Origin of the sequence: Streptomyces sp. ATCC 21386 (genome assembly GCF_018728545.1) — a bacterium.
Lineage (GTDB): Bacteria > Actinomycetota > Actinomycetes > Streptomycetales > Streptomycetaceae > Streptomyces.
In genome coordinates this window covers 4,162,047-4,178,248 of the sequence record NZ_JAAVVL010000001.1, presented here as the reverse complement: position 1 = coordinate 4,178,248, position 16,202 = coordinate 4,162,047, and the positions used below count along the sequence as shown (strand labels likewise).

The 16,202-nt window shown below is 70.3% G+C and carries 12 protein-coding genes; 6 read left to right on the top strand and 6 right to left on the bottom strand.

Going from position 1 to position 16,202, the window contains the following annotated elements; all coding sequences use genetic code 11:
- Window positions 1-104: 104 nt before the first annotated feature.
- From GWK25_RS18290 to GWK25_RS18270, 5 genes are all read left to right on the top strand, one after another.
- Entirely contained in the window at window positions 105-719 is a 615-nt protein-coding gene (locus tag GWK25_RS18290) for a histidine phosphatase family protein (protein WP_184897012.1), read from the top strand.
- Between the two features lie 22 nt (window positions 720-741).
- A complete protein-coding gene (locus tag GWK25_RS18285) occupies window positions 742-1,932 on the top strand; it encodes an acetyl-CoA C-acyltransferase (RefSeq protein WP_215451470.1) in 1,191 nt (396 codons plus the stop codon).
- A 17-nt stretch (window positions 1,933-1,949) separates the two neighbouring features.
- Window positions 1,950-2,957: a PDR/VanB family oxidoreductase gene (locus GWK25_RS18280; protein WP_215451469.1), complete on the top strand. Its 1,008-nt coding sequence runs from the start codon at window positions 1,950-1,952 to the stop codon at window positions 2,955-2,957.
- A 91-nt stretch (window positions 2,958-3,048) separates the two neighbouring features.
- The gene (gene icmF, locus GWK25_RS18275) at window positions 3,049-6,279 is read left to right on the top strand and encodes a fused isobutyryl-CoA mutase/GTPase IcmF (protein WP_215451466.1); all 3,231 of its coding nucleotides are present in this window, start codon (window positions 3,049-3,051) and stop codon (window positions 6,277-6,279) included.
- A 44-nt stretch (window positions 6,280-6,323) separates the two neighbouring features.
- Window positions 6,324-7,184, top strand: coding sequence for a 3-hydroxybutyryl-CoA dehydrogenase (locus GWK25_RS18270; protein ID WP_215451464.1), 861 nt, complete (start codon window positions 6,324-6,326; stop codon window positions 7,182-7,184).
- An 84-nt stretch (window positions 7,185-7,268) separates the two neighbouring features.
- Here the strand turns inward: GWK25_RS18270 and GWK25_RS18265 are convergent, their stop codons facing one another.
- The 6 genes from GWK25_RS18265 to GWK25_RS18240 all read right to left on the bottom strand — a co-directional run bounded on the left by GWK25_RS18265 (window position 7,269) and on the right by GWK25_RS18240 (window position 14,043).
- A complete protein-coding gene (locus GWK25_RS18265; protein WP_215451462.1) occupies window positions 7,269-9,809 on the bottom strand; it encodes a tryptophanase in 2,541 nt (846 codons plus the stop codon).
- Window positions 9,810-10,143: 334 nt separating this feature from the next.
- Window positions 10,144-11,484 carry a cytochrome P450 gene (locus tag GWK25_RS18260; protein ID WP_215451461.1) on the bottom strand — a complete coding sequence of 447 codons (1,341 nt, stop codon included), beginning with the start codon at window positions 11,482-11,484 and terminating at the stop codon, window positions 10,144-10,146.
- A gap of 13 nt (window positions 11,485-11,497) precedes the next feature.
- Window positions 11,498-12,091: an ATP/GTP-binding protein gene (locus tag GWK25_RS18255; protein WP_215451459.1), complete on the bottom strand. Its 594-nt coding sequence runs from the start codon at window positions 12,089-12,091 to the stop codon at window positions 11,498-11,500.
- Window positions 12,066-12,443, bottom strand: a complete 378-nt coding sequence (locus GWK25_RS18250) for a DUF742 domain-containing protein (RefSeq protein ID WP_215451458.1) — start codon at window positions 12,441-12,443, stop codon at window positions 12,066-12,068. The genes GWK25_RS18255 and GWK25_RS18250 overlap by 26 nt, the downstream gene beginning before the upstream one ends.
- Window positions 12,440-12,841 carry a roadblock/LC7 domain-containing protein gene (locus GWK25_RS18245; protein ID WP_086748649.1) on the bottom strand — a complete coding sequence of 134 codons (402 nt, stop codon included), beginning with the start codon at window positions 12,839-12,841 and terminating at the stop codon, window positions 12,440-12,442. Before GWK25_RS18245 ends, GWK25_RS18250 begins: the two co-directional genes overlap by 4 nt.
- Window positions 12,838-14,043 (bottom strand): sensor histidine kinase KdpD, encoded by a 1,206-nt coding sequence (locus GWK25_RS18240; protein WP_215451456.1) that lies wholly within the window; start codon window positions 14,041-14,043, stop codon window positions 12,838-12,840. The genes GWK25_RS18245 and GWK25_RS18240 overlap by 4 nt, the downstream gene beginning before the upstream one ends.
- 532 nt (window positions 14,044-14,575) lie before the next feature.
- Here GWK25_RS18240 and GWK25_RS18235 point away from each other — a divergent pair.
- Window positions 14,576-16,072, top strand: a complete 1,497-nt coding sequence (locus tag GWK25_RS18235) for an FAD-binding protein (RefSeq protein ID WP_215451453.1) — start codon at window positions 14,576-14,578, stop codon at window positions 16,070-16,072.
- Window positions 16,073-16,202 lie beyond the last annotated feature (130 nt).

Genomic DNA, 16,202 nt, shown 5'->3' with positions numbered 1-16,202 from the left:
ACGCCGACTGAGCACGCCGGCCCCGTCGTGCTTCCCGCCCCCTCCCGCTTCCCGGCCTTCCCGCTTCCCGGCCCGTACGCCTTTCCTCGCTCGAAGGATCACTCATGACCGAACTCCTCCTCGTCCGGCACGGCCTCCCGTTGGCGGGCGTGTTCGACCCGGGGCTGTCGCCGGAGGGCACGGCCCAGGCCGAGCGCGTCGCCGCCTGGCTGGCGCACGAGCACATCGACGCCCTCTACTCCAGCCCGTTCCGGCGTGCCCGCGAGACCGTGGCGCCCCTGGAACGGCTCACCGGGATGACCGCCACCGTCCTCGACGACCTGCGGGAATGGGACACCGACGTCTCGCACCCCTACACGCCGCCCGAGCAGATACAGCGGGACGACCCCCGGTCGGTGGCGCTCGCCGAGGGACGGTACGAGGACTTCGTGCCGGACCTGGACTGGGACGCCTTCCGCGCGCGTGCCGTGCGCGCCATGAACACCGTCCTCGACGCCCAGCCCGGCGAACGGGTCGCGGCCGTGTGCCACGGCGGAATCATCAACACCTATCTCGCGACGATGCTCGGCCTGCCCACGATGTTCTGGTTCCACCCCGGCTACACCTCGGTCAGCCGGGTTCGGCGGATGCCGGGCGGGCGGCTCGTCCTGCACTCGGTGAACGAGACGGCCCATCTGATCACCGAGCGCGCCGTCGACGCGGCCGCCGGATCCCTCTGAATCACCCAAGGAGGTCCCGGCCATGCCCGGATCCGTCATCGTCGCCGGAACCAGGACACCCATCGGCAAGCTGATGGGCACCCTGAGCCACCTGTCAGCGGTCGACCTCGGCGCCCACGCCATCGGCGCGGCCCTGGCCGCCGCGCACCTGGATCCGGCGGCCGTCGAGGCGGTCGTCATGGGCCATGTCGTGCAGGCCGGGGCCGGCCCCAACCCGGCCCGGCAGGCCGCGATCCGCGCCGGCATCCCGTTCTCCGTCCCCGCGAGCACGGTCAACAAGCTCTGCCTGTCCGGTCTGCACGCCATCGCCCTGGCCGACCTCATGATCACCTCCGGGCGTCATGAGGTCGTCGTCGCCGGCGGCATGGAGTCCATGTCGGGGGCTCCTCATCTGCTGCGCGGAGCCCGCACCGGCTGGACGTACGGTTCGAGCCCGGTGGAGGACGCCCTCGACTGCGACGCGCTCGTCTGCGCCTTCGACGGCGTCTCCATGGGCGCGGCCACCGAGCGCTACCAGCAGCCGTTCGCCCTGACCCGCGAGGAGCAGGACGAGTACAGCGCGCTGTCCCACCGAAGAGCCGCCCTCGCCCAGGAGTCGGGCGCGTTGTCCGAGGAGATCACCCCGGTCGTCGTGGCCGGACGCCGGGGAGAGACGGTGGTGGACACCGACGAGGGCGTGCGGCCCGGGAGCACCGCCGAGGCGCTCGGACGCCTGCGGCCGGCCTTCTCCGGCGCGGGCACCATCACAGCGGGCAACTCGTCCCAGCTCTCCGACGGCGCCGCCGCCGTCGTCATGATGAGCGCGGAACGCGCCCGGTGGGAGGGCCTGACGCCACTCGCCGAGATCGGCGCCTACGGCACGGTCGCGGGCCCGGATCCCTCGCTCCTGGTGCAGCCGGCCGGCGCGGTCCGCGACGCCCTGTCCCGGGACGGCCGGCTGAAGGCCGCCGACCTGGACCTGTTCGAGATCAATGAGGCGTTCGCGGGAGTGGCCCTGGCGTCGCTGCGGGAGCTGGACATCCCCCTGGACAAGGTGAACGTGGGCGGCGGAGCGATCGCGCTCGGGCACCCGGTCGGCATGACCGGGGCCCGCCTGGTGCTGACCCTCGCGGCGCAACTGCGCGGGCGCGGAGGCGGCAGCGGAGCGGCGGCCCTGTGTGGGGGCGGCGGCCAGGGCGACGCGCTGTTGCTGCATGTACCGACACCCGCCTGAACCCGGAGCCGATCCCCATGAACGACCGACTGCCCCCCGTCGACACGACACTGACCGTGGCGAGCCGTACCGTCGCCGCCGACGGCGTGGTCTGCCTCACCCTGCGCCGCCCCGACGGCGGTCCGCTGGCCTCCTGGACACCGGGCGCCCATATCGACGTGCTCCTGAACAGCGAGAACGGCGCGTTCAGCACATCCGGCGACGGTGGCGGCCACGGCGGTCTGATCCGTCAGTACTCCCTGTGCGGACACCCGGCCGATCGTGGGGCGTGGCAGATCGCCGTGCTGCGCGAGCCGCAGGGTCGCGGCGGTTCCGCGTACATCCACGACCGTCTGCGCGAAGGCGACACCGTGCGGGTCCGCGGACCACGGAACAACTTCCCGCTGCGGCCCGCCGCCCGCCATCTGTTCATCGCCGGCGGCGTCGGCATCACGCCCATCCTCCCCATGGTCGAGGCCGCGGAGGCCGCGGGGGCCGACTGGCATCTGCTGTACGGCGGCCGCACCCGCACCTCGATGGCGTTCCTGGACCGCCTCGCCCCGTACGGGGACCGTGTGCTCATCCGTCCGCAGGACGAATACGGTCTGCTGGATCTCGCCGCCCACCTCGGCGAGCCCGAGGAGAACACCCTCGTGCACGCCTGCGGTCCCGAACCCCTGCTGCGGGCGGTGCGGGAGCGGTGCGCGGGCTGGCCGCCCGGCGCGCTGGGCGTCGAACGGTTCGCCCCGCCGGCACCGGCGGACGAAGCCGCCCCGGCCGCGGCGTTCGAGCTGGAACTCGCCCGTTCCGGGCTCACCCTCACCGTGCCCCCGGACCGCTCGGTGCTCGAAACCCTGGAGGAGGCGGGCGTCGCGGTCGACTTCTCCTGCCGGGAAGGCACCTGCGGCACGTGCGAGACCGATGTGCTCGACGGCACGCCCGACCACCGCGACGCGCTGCTGACCGAGGAGGAGCGGGCGGCCGGGGACACCATGTTCATCTGCGTCTCCCGTTCGTGCGGGCCCCGGCTCGTCCTCGATCTGTGACAGCGATCACCCCCGGCAATTTACTAGGACGTCCTAGTATTTCTTCGTAGCGCTTCGTCCTGCACACCCCACCCTGCCCGGGAAGGCCCTCATGAGCGATCAGCATCGACCCGTGCACCCCGTCCGCCTGGTCACCGCTTCTGCTCTGTTCGACGGGCACGACGCCTCGATCAACATCATGAGGCGGATCTTCCAGTCCCAGGGCGCCGAGGTGATCCACCTCGGACACAACCGGTCGGTGCGCGAGGTCGTGGACGCGGCGCTGGAGGAGGACGCGCACGGTGTGGCGGTCTCCTCCTACCAGGGCGGGCACGTCGAGTACTTCGAGTACCTGGTCGAGTCGCTGCGTGCGCAGGGGGCGGGGCACATCCGGGTGGTGGGCGGCGGAGGCGGTGTCATCGTGCCCGCCGAGATCGCCCGCCTGCGCGGGAGCGGGGTGACCATCTTCTCCCCGGAGGACGGGCAGCGGATGGGCCTGGCCGGGATGGTCAACTCGGTGGTGCGGGACTGCGACTTCGACCTCTGGGACGACCGGCCGGCCGACGTGGCCGCCGTGCTCGCCGGTGACCGGTTCGCGATCGCCCGCGCCATCACCGGCGCCGAACTGGGCAAGCTGCCGCCCGACTTCCTGGAGCGGGTGCGTGCCGCCGCCGCGAACCGGGTCGTACCGGTGCTGGGCATCACCGGTACCGGCGGCTCGGGCAAGTCCTCACTGACCGACGAGTTGGTGCGCCGCTTCCGGGTCGACCAGCGGGACAAGCTGCGGACCGCGGTGATCGCGGTCGACCCGACCCGTCGCCGTGGCGGCGGCGCGTTGCTCGGTGACCGGATCCGGATGAACTCCCTGGACGGGGACCGGGTGTTCTTCCGGAGTCTGGCCACCCGCGGCAGCCACGAGCTGCCCGAGCACCTGTCCGACGTGATCGACGTCGTGAAGGCCGCCGGGTTCGACCTGGTGATCGTCGAGACGCCGGGCATCGGCCAGGGCGACGCGGCGATCGTGCCGTTCGTGGACACCTCGCTGTATGTGATGACGCCGGAGTTCGGTGCCGCCTCGCAGCTGGAGAAGATCGACATGCTCGACTTCGCCGACGTCGTGGCGATCAACAAGTTCGAGCGGCGCGGCGCCAAGGACGCCCTGCGCGACGTGGGCCGCCAACTGGTCCGCAACCGGGAGGCGTTCGACAAGCGGCCCGAGGACATGCCGGTGTACGGCACCTCGGCGGCGACCTTCAACGACGACGGCGTCACCGCCCTCTACCAGCACCTGCGGACCGACCTGGCCGACAAGGGGCTGCCGCTGTCCGAGGGCGCGCTGGCACCGGCCGACGTGCGCCACTCCTCGGGCATCCGCCAGGTGGTGCCGGCCGACCGGGTGCGCTATCTCGCCGAGATCACCGACACCGTCCGCACGTACCACGCGGACACCGGGAGGCTGGCCGAGGCGGCCCGGCGGGTGCAGCGACTGGAGGCGGTCGAGGCCGAGCTCGTCGAGGCGGGCTCCGACGCGGGGAACGTCCGGGCGCTGCTCGACGACGCCGTCAAGCGGCTCCCGCACGACGTCAGGGAGCAGATCGGCGCCTGGCCCGCCGTCATCGCCTCCTACTCCGGCGACGAGCAGGTGGTGAAGGTCCGGGACAAGGAGATCCGCACCCGGCTGACCCGCGAGTCCCTGTCGGGGAACAAGGTCCCTCGCGTCGCCCTGCCCCGGTTCACCGACCACGGTGAACTGGTGCGCTTCTGGCGCCGGGAGAACCTGCCGGGCCACTTCCCCTTCACGGCCGGGGTGTTCCCCTTCAAGCGCGACGGCGAGGACCCGGCGCGGATGTTCGCCGGCGAGGGCGATCCGTTCCGCACCAACCGCCGGTTCAAGCTGCTCTCCGAGGGGCAGCCGGCCACCCGGCTGTCGACCGCCTTCGACTCGGTGACGCTCTACGGCCGCGACCCGGACGAACGTCCCGACATCTACGGCAAGGTCGGCACCTCCGGTGTGTCGGTGGCCACGCTGGACGACATGAAGGCCCTCTACGACGGCTTCGACCTCGTCGCTCCGACCACCTCGGTCTCCATGACCATCAACGGACCCGCGCCGACCATCCTGGCGTTCTTCCTCAACACCGTCGTCGACCAGCAGACCGACAGGTTCCGAGCCGCCGAGGGACGCGATCCGTCGCCGGACGAGGCGGCCGAGCTGCGCGCGCACGCGCTGGCGAACGTACGCGGCACGGTGCAGGCCGACATCCTCAAGGAGGACCAGGGTCAGAACACCTGCCTGTTCTCCACCGAGTTCTCGCTGCGGATGATGGCCGACATCCAGGAGTGGTTCATCACGAACCGGGTCCGCAACTTCTACTCGGTGTCGATCTCCGGCTACCACATCGCCGAAGCCGGGGCGAACCCCATCAGCCAGCTGGCGTTCACCCTGGCCAACGGGTTCACCTACGTCGAGGCCTATCTCGCCCGAGGCATGCACGTCGACGACTTCGCCCCGAACCTGTCGTTCTTCTTCTCCAACGGCATGGACCCCGAGTACTCCGTCCTCGGCCGGGTCGCCCGCCGTATCTGGGCCGTCGCGATGAGGGACAGGTACGGGGCGAACGAGCGCTCCCAGAAGCTGAAATACCACGTGCAGACCTCCGGCCGCTCCCTGCACGCCCAGGAGATGAACTTCAACGACATCCGCACCACGCTGCAGGCGCTCATCGCGATCTACGACAACTGCAACAGCCTGCACACCAACGCCTACGACGAGGCGGTCACCACCCCCACCGAGGACTCGGTCCGCAGGGCCCTGGCCATCCAGCTGATCATCAACCGGGAGTGGGGGCTGGCCATGAACGAGAACCCGCTGCAGGGCTCGTTCGTCATCGACGAACTCACCGACCTGGTCGAGGAAGCGGTGCTGCTGGAGTTCGAGCGGATCAGCGAACGCGGCGGCGTCCTCGGTGCCATGGAGACCGGCTACCAGCGGGGCCGGATCCAGGACGAGTCGATGCTCTACGAGCAGCGCAAGCACGACGGCAGCCTGCCCGTCATCGGCGTCAACACCTTCCGCAACGCCCACGCCGACACGGCCGAGCCCGGTGTCATCGAGCTGGCGCGCGCGACCGAGGACGAGAAGCAGTCCCAGCTGCGACGTGTGCGCGCCTGTCAGTCCCGCCATCGCGACGACGCCCACACGGCCCTGACCGCTCTCAAGGACGCGGCCATGGACGGCCGCAACGTCTTCGCCGTCCTCATGGACGCCGCCAGGGTCTGCTCGCTCCAGCAGATCACCGAGGCGTTCTTCGAGGTCGGCGGCCAGTACCGCCGCAACGTGTGATCCCGCCCGTGGACCGTGTAGCGGCTCGTCAGAGAGGACCTCGGATGGATCCCGTCACCCGGCTCGGCGTCGTGGGCTGCGGCCTCATGGGCTCCGGCATCGCCGAAGTCGCCGCCCTCCGCGGCATCGACGTCCGCGTGGCCGAGGCCACGCCGGACGCGGTTGAGGCAGGCCGCCGCCGGCTCACCGCGTCCCTGGACCGAGGCGTACGGCGCGGCAAGCTCGGCGAGGAGCAGCGGGAGCAGGCCCTCGCCCGGCTCTCCTTCACGCATGACCTCGGCGACATGGCCGACCGTCAGTTCGTCGTCGAGGCCGTCGCCGAGAACCGCGACATCAAGGCCGACGTCCTGCGCGCCCTGGACAAGGCGGTCGAGGACCCCGCGGCGGTCCTGGCCACCAACACCTCCTCGATCCCCGTCGTCGATCTCGCCGTCGTCACCCAGCGACCCGCGCAGGTCATCGGGATGCACTTCTTCAACCCCGTGCCCGTACAGCGGCTCGTCGAGCTCATTCCCGCTCTCACCACCGGCGCGGAAACCGTGCGGCGCACCCGCGGCCTGACCGAGCAGTTGGGGAAAGAGGCCATCCAGGCGCCCGACCGCTCCGGCTTCGTGGTCAACGCCCTCCTGGTGCCCTACCTGCTCGGCGCGGTACGGATGGTGGAGTCGGGCGCCGCGCGGCCGGAGGACATCGACCGGGGCATGGAACTCGGATGCGCCCACCCCATGGGGCCGTTGCGCCTGCTCGACCTGATCGGCCTCGACACGGCGCAGTCCGTGGCGGAGTCGATGTACGAGGAGTTCAAGGAGCCGCTGTACGCGCCTCCCGCCCTTCTGCGCCGCATGGTCGCCGCCGGCCACCTCGGCCGCAAGAGCGGACGCGGTTTCCACGTCTACGACGCCTGACACCCTGGGCGCCCTGGTGGAAGGGTGGAGCACATCGCGCCCGGCGGTGGTCGCCCCGCACGGCGCGGGGCGACCACCGTCGGCTCAGCCGGTCACCGGCTGCAGTTTGGCGCGGAAGTGCCGCAGGATCGGGGACTGCTCGACGATGCGGTAGCCGTGGACGGACTCACTCTCCTTGGCGATGCGTTCCAGGGTCCTGCCGACGTGGTCGTAGTGGCTGCGGGTGTAGACGCGGCGCGGGAGCGCGAGCCGGACCAGTTCGTACGGGGCGCTCTTGACGGGGTTGCCGTCCTCGTCCTCCTCGCCGAGGTAGAGGGAACCGAGCTCGGCCGAGCGGATGCCGCCTTCGAGGTAGAGGCGGCAGGCGAGGGCGTGGCCCGGGTAGTGGTGGGGCGGTATGTGCGGGAGCAGACGGCCCGCGTTGAGGTAGAGGGCGTGCAGGCCCGGGGGTTCCAGCAGGTCGACGCCCGCCGCGCGGACGCGGTCGGCGAGATGGGAGGCGACGTCGGCGCGCTCGGCGAGGTAGGCGGGCTCGGTCACCTCCAGCAGACCGGTGGCCATCATGTCGAGGTCGCGGCCGGCGAGACCGCCGTAGGTGGCGAAGCCCTCGGTGGCGATGAGGAGGCGTTCGCACTTCTCGGCGAGTTCGGGGTCGTTGAGCCCGATGAAGCCGCCGATGTGGACGATGCCGTCCTTCTTGGCGCTCATCACACAGCCGTCGGCGAGACGGAACGCCTCTTCGGCGACCTGGCGCGGGGTGTGCCCCCGGTAGGCCTCCTCGTGACGGGTCACCAGCCAGGCGTTCTCGGCGAACCTCGCGGCGTCCAGGATCATCGGGACGCCGTGCCGGCGGCAGATCTCGGCGGTCTGTTTCAGGTTCTCCATGGAGACCGGCTGGCCTCCGCCGCCGTTGTTGGTGATCGTCATGATCACCACTCGGACCCGCGAGCCGTCCGGGCCCTCCAGCGTCTGCCGGAGTCTGTCCAGGTCGATGTTGCCCTTGAAGGGCACCTCGCTGTCCAGGTCACGGGCCTCGGCGCACGGGATGTCATGGGCCTGACACCCGGAGAGCTCGACGTTGGCCCGGGTGGTGTCGAAGTGGGTGTTGGCCAGGACGATGCCGCCCGGCTCCAGGAGCGTGTTGAACAGGATGCGTTCGGCGGCGCGCCCCTGATGTGCGGGCAGGATGTGCTTGTAGCCGGTCAGTTCCGTCACGGTCTCGTGGAAGCGGTAGAAGGAGCGCGAGCCCGCGTACGACTCGTCGCCCTCCATGCCCGCGGCCAGCTGGGCGGCCGAGATGGCGCCGGTTCCCGAGTCGCTGAGCAGGTCGATGGTCACCTCCTCGGCGCGCAGGTCGAAGAGGTTGTAGTGCACCCGTTCCAGCGCCGCCTCGCGCTGTTCCCGCGTGGTGAGCGCGATGGGCTCGACGACCTTGATGCGGTAGGGCTCCATGGGGGTTCTTGCTCCTGACGTGGTGCTGAATGGTTCGTGATCGTTGTACGGGCGGCCGTTCGGCGGGCGGACGGCGTAGGCCTCCGAGGAGATGTACGCGGTCACCCGGGCCGGTTTGTGCCGCTCGTGGGCGAGCGCCACGTACGCGACGAGCCCCACCCCGTCCGTCAGCGGGCGTCCGGTGACGGCGGCCAGCGGCCGGTCGAGTGCGCCGGGGTCGATCCCGTGGCGGCCGAGGACGGCCCCGAGCCGGCGCAGTGCCTCCGCGTCGTCACGGGCGTAGTCCCTGACCGGGACATGGACGGTGAAACCGGTGGGGCCTCCGGTCGTCCGGGTGAAGGAATGGCAGGACAGGACCGGCCGCCGGTCGAACCGGGCCTCCGGCCGGGCCCGGAAGCCCTCCCCTTCCTCCGCGAAACCGCCCGCCGTGCGGAGGAACTCCTCCAACGTCGTACGGTCGGGGCCGGATTCCATCCGGCACAGCCCGCCGACGTCCCTCACCGCCAGGTCGCGGTGGGCGGTGTAGATCTTCACGCGGGGTGCCGCCCAGTCCCCCAGGTCGAGCGCGAAGAACGGATAGCCGTCGGCCGGCGGCAGCGCGTGGAAGGCGTGCCGGTGGCCCAGCCGGTCCAGGGCGGTCCGCACCGTCTCGGCGGCCCGTTCCTCGCCGGACGCCGACGGGTTCAGATACACCTTGATCTTGGGGACGCCACCGGGACGCAGCTCCAGCGCGATCCACAGCGCCAGGAGGCCCTGCGGGTCGGTGGGGAGGAACAGGTCCTCCAGCACGTCGAGTTGGTCGGTGGCGAAGCCCCAGCGCCGAGCCATCGCACGGACGGCGCGCAGACCTTCGCGGCCGTTGTCCCGCAGCCCGCCGGCCCCGCATCCCGGTTCCAGCAGCACCCTGATCGCCGGGGGCGCCTCCGGCGTGAGGGAGAGCGAGAACTCCACCGGGGTGGAGTCGTCGGACAGGAAACTGAGGGACGGGGGCGGCAGGTTCAGGGGCCGTTCGGCCACCGCCCCGAGTGAATCGGTCAGTAGACGCGCGTAGTTCCGCGCGTCGCCACTGCCGAGCCCCGACGCCTCGCACAGCCGCAGCAGTTGGCCGGACACCAGAGCACCGAGCGTCCGGTCCCCGGGGATGTCCCCGGGGCCGGACCCGAGGGGGCTCACCACGTCTCCCGCCGCTGCTCGGAGCGCGCGGGCGCGGCCGCTGTGCCCCGGCGACGGAGGGTGTGCGCGGACACAGAAAGATACCCGCCGGCCTGGGCGGGTATCTCGTGTCGCGGCGACCGGTGGCGGGTCACGCCCCTGGTCTCCGCGCGAGGTAAGTCGATGTCTCGCAGGGAGCGGCGGATCAGATCCGGATGTCGAGCAGAAGCGGCGTCGATGGATATGTGGTCCACGACACCTCCCTTTGTTCAATGGTCACCACGAATGCCGCCGCGTTACTACCCCTTTGGTTGAACCCTCATGCAGTCCCAGCTGTCACAGACTGTTGTCTGCGTCACCCCTTCAACCACTGCAGGAAGGAGCCCCACACGCCACGCTCCGCCTTCCGGCCCCCCGGGGCGTTCTCCTCGCGTGCGGAGGGCTCCGTCGCGCGGGGCGGGTTCGGGCGCTGGACGACCTGCGGGGTGAAGCGGCAGGGAAGCGCGGCCAGTGCGCGGTGGAAGGGGCCCGGGCGCCAGGTCAGGCTGTCCTCGGGGACCGCGAGTTCGATGTCGTGCAGGCGGTTCAGCAGGTTTTCGATGGCCACCATGGTGACGAGCCGGGCGAGTTCCTTGGAGGGGCAGGCGTGCGGGCCGGCGCTCCAGGACAGGTGGGCCCGCCTGCCGCCGGTCTGGCCGGCCGCCACGAGGGCCGGGTCGGTGTTGGCGGCCGTCATGCTGACCAGGACGAGATCGCCCGCCCGCAGCTTGGTCCCGCCGAACTCGATGTCGGCCGCGGGGTAGTGCGGCGCGTAGTTCGCCATGGGCGGGTTCTCCCACAGCGTGTCGTCGATGGCCTCCTCGATCAGCCCGCCGTCGGCGTACCGGTCGTGCAGGAGCAGCCGGTGCAGCGTGTTGCCGATGAGGTTGCGCAGCGGCTCGGCGCCCGCGCCGAGGAGCAGGATCAGCTGGTGGACCAGTTCCTCGTCGGTCAGGCGCGCCTCGTGCCGCATCAGGTACGAGGTGACGTCGTCGGCCGGCCGGGCGCGCTTGAGGGCCACCAGTTCGAACACGGCCTGGCCCAGCACCTGGTTCGCCTTCTCCGCGTTGACGCCCTCGAAGACCCCGGAGATGCCGAAGACGACCCGGTCGCCGATGTCCGCCGGGCAGCCGAAGAGCTCGTTGAACACGAGCAGCGGCAACTGCTTGACGTAGTCGTTCATCAGGTCGATGGAGCCGCGGCCGGAGACCTGGGCGAGGAGGTAGTCGGAGGCCCGCTTGGTCATGTCGCTGATCCGGCGGGAGTCGACCTTGGCCAGGCTGTCGGTGATCGCCTGCCGGAGCCGCGCGTGCTCGGCGCCGTCGGTGAACATCGCGTTGGGACGGTAGCCCAGCATGGGGACGACCGGGCTGTCCGGGCCGACCTTGCCCTCGGCGACGTCCCGCCAACGGCGTGCGTCCTTGCGGAAGTTGCCGGGGTCCTGCAGCAGCTTCAGCGCGGCGGCGTGGTCGGTGACGAGGGTCGCGTCGACACCGGGCGCGATCTCGACCGGCGCGCTCGGACCGTAGTGCCGCATGTACGCGTAGTACGCCTGCGGATCGGCCGCGTACTCCGGTCCGTACAGCGGGATGCGCAGTCCGCTGCCGTGGGCCGGGCAACCGGGCGGGGGTGAGGGAAAGGTGGGGTCGGGGGTCATGTCTGCTCTGCTCCTAACGGGCGCGGTCCATCAAGTAGCGGACGAGCGTGATCAGAGCCTCGGCCGACGACCGTTCGTCCCGCGCGTCGCAGGTGACGATGGGGGTGTCGTCGAGGAGATCAAGCGCTTCGCGCAACGCCCTCGCATCACGTATCGACGTACCGTCGAAATGGTTGACCGCGATCGCGTAGTCGAGTCCGTACTGCTCGATCAGGTCGATCACGGCGAAGGAGTCGGCCAGCCGCTCGGGGTCCACCAGCACCAGCGCCCCGAGGGCGCCGCGTGCCATGTCCTCCCACATCTGTACGAAGCGCTGCTGGCCGGGTGTGCCGAAGAGATACAGCACGACACGGTCGCTGACGGTGAGTCGGCCGAAGTCCATGGCGACCGTGGTGGTGGTCTTGCCCTGGACGCCCTTGAGGTCGTCGACCGCCTCGCCCGCCTGCGTCATCGTCTCCTCGGTGGAGAGCGGCGAGATCTCGGAGATCGACCCGATGAACGTGGTCTTGCCCACCGCGAAGTGCCCGACCACCAGGATCTTCACGGCGGTCTGCGTCTCTCCGCCCGGGACGTACGCCCGTTCATCCAAACTTGGACTGGAGACCATTGAGCACCTCCTCGAGAATCTTCAGGTTGGCGACGGGAGCACGGGTCTCCGGCGGACGGGTGACGAGATAGCCGGCCTCGGAGAGCGCGGCCAGCAGGATCTTCACGACTCCCACCGGCAGTTGGATGTGCCCCGCGATCTCGGCGACGGAGAGGTAACCGCCGACACACAGACGCAGCAGGTCCTGCTCCTCGGGCGAGAGGCGCGCGGGTCGCTGCTGCTGGTCGGCGACCGCCGTGACCAGCGTGATCAGGGAGAACTGACTCTCGCCGGGGAGGCTGCGGCCACCGGTGATGACATACGGCCGTACTAACTCGGCGGCCTCGAGCTCATGCCTGTCGGAATCGGTCATGGCCCTACCACGCTGCTCTCCCTGGGCGGAGCGGTCATGACCTTGCCCAGCTGTCCGACGAGCTGCTGCATCCGGAAGGTGATGTCGGCCATGTCGACGTCGGAGGAGGCCGACACCGCGAGGTAGGCGCCGTCCCCGGCCGAGATCAGGAAGATCCAGCCGCCGTCGAACTCGACCAGGGTCTGCTGCCAGCGCAGATCCGAACGGGAGCAGAAGAACGCGAGCGACCGGCTCAGCGACTGCATACCGCTCATCGCGGCGGCGGCCTTGTCCGCGTCGTCCTTGTCCACTCCCTTCGAACGGGCCCTCAGCAACCCGTCGGAGGAGACCAGAACCGCGTGGAGAGCTCCGGGGATCTCCAGGGCGCTGTCAAGCATCCATGAAAGATCGTTGTTCATTGGACCTCGTGCCCTTCGCTGCTTGCGTCATGGGGGCCGCTCGACCGCTCCCCCGCCTCCGGGTGAGTGGCGCGACCGGCGTCCGTGCCCTGCTTGAAGGCGGCCATGATCGCTGCCGTGTCCTCGCTGCGGCGCCGCGGAGCCGGGGCGGCGGACGGGCCGTTGGAGACCAGGGCCATCGGCCGCTTGCGACGCCGCTTGGGCAGACCGTCCTCGGTCGTGCCCACGGGCAGCGAGGACTCGGGGGCGGCGTCGTACGCGGACGACCCGACCTCCACGGGGGCCGGGACCTCCCGCGGCGGGGCCGAATCCACCGGCGCCGCGGGCTGCTTGGGCTCCGGCATCGCGGTGAGCAGCTCGTCGGGCAGCAGCACGACCGCCCGCACACCTCCGTAGGGGGAGGTGGAGTCCACCGACACCGTGAAGCCGAACCGCTCGCAGAGCACGCCGATGACCGCGAAGCCGAACTGCGGAGGGTTGCCGAGCCCCGAGACACCCGTGACGCGCTCGCTCGTCAGGAGCTTCTCGGCCCTCGCCTTCTCCTCCTCGTTCATGCCGACACCGGCGTCGTCCACGATGATGCAGACGCCCTTGGGCACGGAGCGGACGTTGATCTCGACGACGGTGTCCGGGCTGGAGTAGCTGGTCGCGTTGTCGAGGAGCTCCGCGAGGGCCAGCGCCACCGGTTCGACGGCCCGGCTGGTGACGCCGAAGTCGACCTTGGACAGGATGTGGGCCCGCTGGAAGTGGCGGATCCTGCCCTGGGCGCTGCGGACCACGTCGTAGACCGAGGCCACGTCGCGGTGGCGGCCGAGCCAGCCCTCGCACAGCACGGCGATGGACTGGGCACGCCGGCCGAACTGCGCGTTCATGTGGTCGATCTCCAGGAGGTCCTGGAGCATGACGGAGTCGCCGTACTTTCGCTGCAGCCCGGAGATGATGCGCTGCTGCTCGGCGGCGAGACCCTGGAGGGTCCGCATCGCGGACTTCAGGGCCGTCCTCGTCTCACCTTCGGCTTCCTGCTGGGCCGCGCGGACGGAATCCGAGTATTGGCTCTCCAATTCACCGTAGTGATTTCTGAGCCCTGCGATCTCCTGTCGTAATGCTCGCGCCGCCCGTCGCTGACGAATGATCAGGGCGACGGCGGCAAGGGTTACGACAATGAGTGCCCAGAGCGCCGGATTTTGTATGTATTGCGTCATGAGACCCTCTTCAGGCGGCCGATGGCCAGCTACTGAATTTCCGTCAATTCACACAGACCGAAGGCCAGCCACTCCGGGGTTGCCACCCAGGCCTCCACGAATGGCGAGAGGTGCTCCTTTTGCACCTATCCGTCCGTTCGGTAAGTGCGGTGATCGTATCATCACTCGACCTGGTGACGGGCCGTCAACCTGGGCCGCCCCTGAGCGGGTTGAGCCCTGCGACGCTCACACGAGTAAGGCCGAATAGGGTTTTCTGTCGCGCCTCGCGCCAAATCCACTTCTGTGAGCGCTCCCACCGCCCCGGCGAGCTCCTCCGGCTCGCCTGATTCCATCGCGCGAGGGACCTGCGAGAAGTCATGATGAGCCGTAAGCGGATTGTCAGGGGGAGATCGCTCTTGGTGATGAGGATCACGGAGGGTCAGCGCGCCGGTTCGGTCGAGCACCGGTCGCGCACCGACTCCCACCCCCGGCAGGACGACAGACCCGGCGCGGCGTGCCGACGATCCGCCGCGTCGACATCACGGAGGCTGTCATGACAGAAAGACCCAGCGGTTCCGTCGGCAGACGGCAGTTCCTGGCCAGGTTCGGAGCCGGAACCCTGGCGCTCGTGGCCGGTTTCGATCTGCTCACCCGGCAGTGGGTGACCGAGGCGGCGGCAGCGGACGGCGCCTCCTTCGCCGCCGCCCCGTCCCTCGACGGGACGCTCGTCTTCGACGCGGAGTCGCTCGCGGCGAACGCGCACGACCAGGGCAACATCGTGTTCCGGACACCGTGCGCGGTGCTGCGACCCGGATCGGTGCGCGACATCAGGAAGATGGTCGGTTTCTGCGCCGATCACGGCATCCCGGTCGCCCCGGCCGGCGCCCACCACGCGATGTTCGGCCAACCCCTCGTGAGCGGGGGCCTGGTCGTCGAGATGCGGTCACTGGACACGATCCACTCCATCGGCCCGGACGGCGCCGACGTCGACGCCGGTGTGCTGTGGAAGGACCTGATCGAGGCCGCGTACGAGGAGGGCCTCACCCCGGCGTCGATCACCAGCTACACCAGGACGACGATCGGCGGGACCCTGTCGATGGGCGGCATCGGGATGATGTCGTCCTACCGGGTCGGCGCTCAGGTCGATCACGCCCGGCGGCTCCAGGTGGTCACGGGCGACGGCCGGTCGACGTGGTGCACCGACACGCAGAACAGCGACCTGTTCGAGGCGGCACTCGCCGGACTCGGACAGTGCGGCGTCATCACCCGGGCCACCGTCGATCTGGTGCCGGCCAAGCGGCTGGCCCGCACCTACCGGATCGGCTACCCCGACATCCCGACCTTCTTCCAGGACATCCGAGTGCTGGCGAACCGGGGCGAGTTCGACTCGCTCGGCAGCATTCCGCAGCCCGGCACGGCGCAGCCCCTGGTCCTGTGGGCCACCGTCTTCCACAACCCCGGCGACTCCCCCGACGCGTCCCACCTCCTGCGCGGGCTCAGCCCCGCCGCGGCCTCCGCCGCCTTCGAGGACTACACCTATCTCGAGTACATATCCCTGGTCACCGACATGTACGACGCGTTCGCGGCGAACCTGGACTGGGACGCGAAGGTCAAGCCCTGGTCGGACCTCTTCCTGCCGGACGGTGCCGTCGAGGAGTACGTCGCGTCGGTGTTCGCGTCACTGACCCCCGAGGACCTGGGCCCGACCGGCTTCGGCCTCGTCTTCCCGATGCTGCGCGCGAGCTACGGCCGACCGCTGCTGCGGCTGCCCGACGCCACCGGCGGCCCCTGGGTCTGGCTGGTCAGCGTGCTCACCGACGCCGCCCGGTCCGGCCCCGACCCGGACTTCGCCTCCCGGATGACGGACCGCAACTACCGCTTCTACCAGGACGCGGCGGCCGTCGGCGGAGTGCGCTACCCGCACGGCGCCTGCGCGTTCACGGCGGCCGACTGGCGGGCGCACTACGGCGCGGACTGGGAGCGGTTCGCGTCATGGAAGACCCGCTTCGACCCACAGGGTGTCCTGACCCCCGGCCCGGGCATCTTCTGACGGGTCGCCACGGCCCGATCCGCCGCCCCGGGGAGGCGAGCGGATCGGGCCGGTCCGCGGCGCGCACCACTCTTTCGTGGGACACCCACGTGGCGGATCCGGAAGGTTCCGGTACCTGTGCCGCGGAGCG